Source organism: Nocardia neocaledoniensis (genome assembly GCF_029868625.1).
In the GTDB taxonomy this organism is placed as follows: Bacteria; Actinomycetota; Actinomycetes; order Mycobacteriales; family Mycobacteriaceae; genus Nocardia; species Nocardia neocaledoniensis_A.
The window spans coordinates 1-4693 of sequence record NZ_JARWOJ010000220.1 but is presented as its reverse complement, the minus strand read 5'-3'; the positions used below and the strand labels follow the sequence as shown (position 1 = coordinate 4693).

At 69.9% G+C, this 4693-nt stretch carries 4 protein-coding genes; all 4 read right to left on the bottom strand.

Annotated features, from left to right (window positions below; translation table 11 throughout):
- A partial coding sequence (locus QH270_RS16305) for a hypothetical protein (RefSeq protein ID WP_280342894.1) occupies positions 1-585 on the bottom strand: 585 nt, incomplete at its 3' end.
- Between the two features lie 121 nt (positions 586-706).
- On the bottom strand, positions 707-2215 hold the full coding sequence (locus QH270_RS16300) for a cutinase family protein (RefSeq protein ID WP_280342892.1): 1509 nt from the start codon (positions 2213-2215) through the stop codon (positions 707-709).
- Between the two features lie 79 nt (positions 2216-2294).
- Entirely contained in the window at positions 2295-3431 is a 1137-nt protein-coding gene (locus QH270_RS16295; protein WP_280342890.1) for a lipase family protein, read from the bottom strand.
- Positions 3428-4561: a cutinase family protein gene (locus QH270_RS16290; RefSeq protein ID WP_280342888.1), complete on the bottom strand. Its 1134-nt coding sequence runs from the start codon at positions 4559-4561 to the stop codon at positions 3428-3430. The genes QH270_RS16295 and QH270_RS16290 overlap by 4 nt, the downstream gene beginning before the upstream one ends.
- Positions 4562-4693: the final 132 nt, after the last annotated feature.

Here is a 4693-nt window from a genome sequence, read left to right as displayed (position 1 = left end):
CTGCAGGTAGTCGAAGCGGCGGCCGTCGGGATGCAGTTCCACCAGGTGGACCTCGGCGGTGTTCTCCGCGATGGGGGTGATGCCGACGCAGTGGGTGGTGTCGGCCGGTAACGCGGTGATCGCGGCGGCCAGCGGTTCGAGCGTGATTCCGGCCTGCGGGGTCACCAATCGCAGCGCGTCCTCAGCGCTGCGTGTGACGTAGTAGGCGTATTCGAACGCCGCGATCACACCGGCAAGGGTCGTGGTGTCCCCGGCGCCCGCTGTCACCGTTTGCGCGGTGAGCCCGGCACAGGCCCGCTCGGTGGCGGCGACAGGAGAGGCAGGAGTAAGCAAGGTCGTCGTTGTCGCGGAGGCCACGGTGGTGGTGCGGTCGTTGCCTGACATGTCCACCGCGACCGCAGCGACCGCGCCGGTGAGAATGCCGGCGGCGGCGCTGAGCGCGACGATGCGCGACCAGCGCGCCGGTGTGGCGCGGCGGTGGACGCGCTCGCCGAGCCGCCGTGGCTCCGCTGGATCGGGTTGTGGCGGTCTTGGTTTGTTGAGCCAGTCGAGGCCGTGGCTTCGGCTCAGGTCATCGGTGGGCATGGTGTTCACCTCCTCGCTCGATCAGGTGGTTCGGTTGGTGGTCGGGCCCTTCGGAGCACGCCGCTGGGAAGAGCCACTGATCAGGGGGAAGGAACCAGGGCCCGTCGTGCTCCGAAGGGGTCTAGGGGTGCGCCATCGGTGGACTGGTCGTCGCCGATAGCGAACCGGTCTGTGTGACAGTCGGTTTCGCGGTGGTGGACGAGTGCGTCGGTTGTTCCGTTGGAGACGGCGTCGCGACGCTGAGGTCGTGGGCGATCGCGGTGAACCACGCCGTCGTCGCGGCCAGCGGGGTGTCACCGCTCGCGGTCACCGAGACGGTGCTGTAGCTGCTACGGCGGCCGGAGGCGTCGCTGTACTGGGCGGTCGCCGAGGTGGTGTAGAGGTCTTGGGGTTCGGTGATGGTGGAGGTGATGGCCTCGAACGCGTCGTTGACCCAAGTACTGATCGACTGCGGCGGAACCAGATCCACTACGGCATCGGCGACTTTCGTCCCCAGCACCGCAACCGCGGCAGCCGGGTTCGACAGCCCCACGGCGGCGAGCTCGGCGATGGTCGTGGCGGTGAATACCTTCTGGGCCACCGAGACCACGGCGTTCAACCCGATCGTGCCGAGCTTGAACAACGCCGAGAGTGCGTCGGACTCGGTCGGTGTGGTGGCTGTCGGTGAGGACGCGGCGGCGATGCGCTGACCAAGAGTCTCGGTGGGGGTATAGGACAGCTGGTCCAAGCTGGTGCCGGAGATGTCGTCGTTGACGACGCCGACCGCCGTGCTGAACGCGGTGGAAGCCAGGGCTTGGGCGACCGTGGCGATCGCAGCGACCGGGTCCTTACCCTCGGCTTGTCCGGTGATATTGGTGACCGCGGTCAACAACGGGCTCCCGGACTGAACATCACACGTCGCGTCCCCGGCCACACACAGATCAGCCACCCGACCGACCAGCGACCCGTAGTTCGCCGGGGCCGCACTGGTGGCGATTCCAGCCCCGGACAGCCCCACGTTGGTCAGCTCGATCTTGGCCACCTCGGTTCCTGCGGTGCCGGGCGCCGCGGCCGGGACCGCAGCGTTGTCCGTGCCGGGGAGGGCGCCGGTCGCGGCTCGGCGCGCAGGGTTGGCCAGCAGCGCCACCGCGGCGACTTTGTCGGCCGGGACACGCGACTGACCGTTCCCGGCCTTCTCGGCGAAGGTTGTTGCTGCGGCGGCGCCTTGGGCGTATCCGGCGACGGCGATCTGGGTCGTGGGGCATCGGTCGATGACTTCGGTGGCGCGTTGTTCGATCTGCTCGGCTGCCGTGGCCACCGCGGCGGGATAGTTCGTCGTGTTCACCTCGGCGCCGACGACGATGTAGGACCGCTCGATCACCGCGCCCACGGCGGCACCTAACCGGCCGAACGCCTGACCCAGTACCCCGGTGTCGCCGGTGTCGACAGAGGTCGCAGCACCTTCCTCACCGCTCTGGACACCCAGCACGTACAACGCCGGACAGGCGGCTGCGCTCGTGGGCTCGCGCGAGGTCGTCGGTGCCGGTGCACTGGTGGTTTCAGCCAGGACTGGGGTGGTCCCGATGACCGTCGCTGTCAGCCATGTAGCCGCGAGCACGAGGGCCCGGCGCCCAGTGTTGTTGTGGTTCATCGGGTTTCACCTTCCGGTCGTTGCGTGGAGGCGGTGGGATTGCCTGCTCGCACCGGAGGGGGTGGTGCGGGCAGGCGGGTCAGTTGGTCGGGTTCGCGCCGTGATGGCGCGGTGGGCGGGCGAATCCGGTCCGTAATGCGGTGAGGACGTCGGGGACTCCGAGGTCGGCCGCGCCGAGGTGGGTGACGTCGAATTCCGACCAGGACACCGCCACGTCGCGGGAGGTGTACTCGGCGAACAGTGCGCGTCCGGACTCGATCGGCACCAGCCCGTCGAGCAACCCGTGATACAGGTGCACCGGCACCAATGGTGTTGTGGTGCCAAGGTTTTCGTGGGTGAGGATGTAGTGCCAGACCGGGTCGTTCCAGGGGTCCGGGCGTTCGCACCAGGCGGCCAGGGGCGAGAGAAACTCCACCAGCAACGTGGACAGGTCAGCTTCTGACGCTGCCCGGACTGCGCGGATGCCGGCGTCGGTCAGCAGGTGATCGACCGGCAGATGCGCATATGCCCGCGCCAACCCGACCATGCCGGCGAACGCCAATCCCGACCACTGGCCACTGTCGAGGGTGGTGATCAGCGAGGCTGGGTCGCGGATCACCGCGCCGGCGGCGACGGCGCGCAGGTCGAGCTCGGGGGCATAGGCGGGCTGGTACTCGGCCGCGGCGGCAGCGACACGGCCACCGTCGGCGTAGCCCCACACAGCGACCGGTGCTTGGAGTTTCGGCTCGTCGGACTGCGAGTTGATCGCGCGTGCCAGGTCCAGCGCTGCGTGGGCGCCGGCCTTCTTGGCCAGCCAATGATGCGGACCGAGCCCATGGATGCCCAGGCCCACCCCGTCGGGGACCGCGACCCGCCAACCTTGCACGAGAGCGGCGGCGATGCTGCTGGTGTCGGGTTCGTTCCCGTCGACCAGCAACTGCGAAGGCGCGCAGCGGCCACCCAGGCCGTGAAAGGGCGGGCAGTACACGACCACCGGCGTCCCCGAGATCGCGCTCTCGGACGCCGCGGCCGGTTCCAGCACGATGCCCGAGGCGGGCACCGCGATACCGAAGGTGGTCTTGGTCGCGTAGACCACTTGCCAGGCACGGCTCAGGCCAGCGATGTGGGGCACCATGACCTCGCGGGTACGCAGGACCTGCCCGGGGCTGTCGAACCCGATCGCGGTGTTCGCACGGAAGGGGTCCGCAGTGGCGCCGGTTGTCCCGTTGCCGGTCATGACCGGGATCCCGCGATGTCGTGGGCCAACGCGATCATCCAGGCGATGCCCGAGTTCAACTGTCCGGTCAGGGCGTAGCTGTTGTGGCGTCCGACCGTGTCTGCGAACCGCAGCCACGTCACCGGGTTGATCAGCTCGGTGTTCTCGGCAGCAAGCTGGCCCCACGCGGCAGACAGTTGGGCGAGCAATCTGGGCAACAGCACCAGCGGGTTCGCCGCGACCGTCGCGACGATCTCGTTCCACCGTGCCGCTGCCGCCTCGGGATCCGGGACTGGTGCGCGGGGGTCACCGGCATCGACGAGCCGCTGCCCCAAACCAGCCTGGGGCGCGTAGTCGACCGTGCCGACACCGAGGTGGAAGTCGTGGAGTACCACGGTGTTCCAGGCCTCGCCGAGCGCCGAGGTGAACGCGTTGCCCAGCGTGGACAGCGCCGCGGCGGGATTGGTCAGATCCGCCTGGGCGAAGAGCTGCGCACCCAACCGCAAAACCGAGGCCTGGCCGGGCGCAGAACAAGCCAGGTCGCCATCGCTGCAGATATCGGCAACCCGCCCGACGACGGCCCCATAGCCGTCGCCGGTGGTCGCGATCCCCGCCCCGCCCGCCGGGGCTGCGAGGACCTGCACGGCCGAGACCGCCGCACCGGACGTGCCAGGTGCGGGATCGGGCACGGTCTGGCCCGGCCGACCAGGAAAGACTGGTTCGCGTTCGCCCCGATCCGGGTTGGCATACAACGCGATCCCCGCCACCCGATCGGCGGGGACCGGCCCGTTTCCGGCGCCGACGTCGCGGGCGAAGCTCGCCATCGCCTGGGCGCCCTGGCTGTAACCGACACCGGCGAGCATGGTGTCCGGGCAGGCCTCGGCGACTTGTTGTGCCGCGGCGTCGAGGTTGGCCCGGGCACCCGAAACCGAGGACACATACGGGTCGGAGCCCCCGCCGGGGACGATGCCGCCGAATCCCGCGTCGTAGCCGATGTAGGCGCGCTGTACGAGGGCAGGTACCGCACTCACGACCGGCCCGATCAACGATCCGACGACGCCGGTGTCGGCAAGCGGGTCGGCGGTCGGTGAGGACTGCCCGGTGCCCTGAACACCGAGAATGAACAGCGCCGGGCACCCGTCGATCGGCACCGCGACCGCGGGAGGCGCCGGTGCGACCGTGGTGAACAGCGCTGCCCCCACCGTCGCGGGGGGGGGGGCCCCCGCCCCCGCGGGGGGGGGCGGGGGGGGGGGGGGGGGGCGCACCGTGGGGGGCGGGTTGGG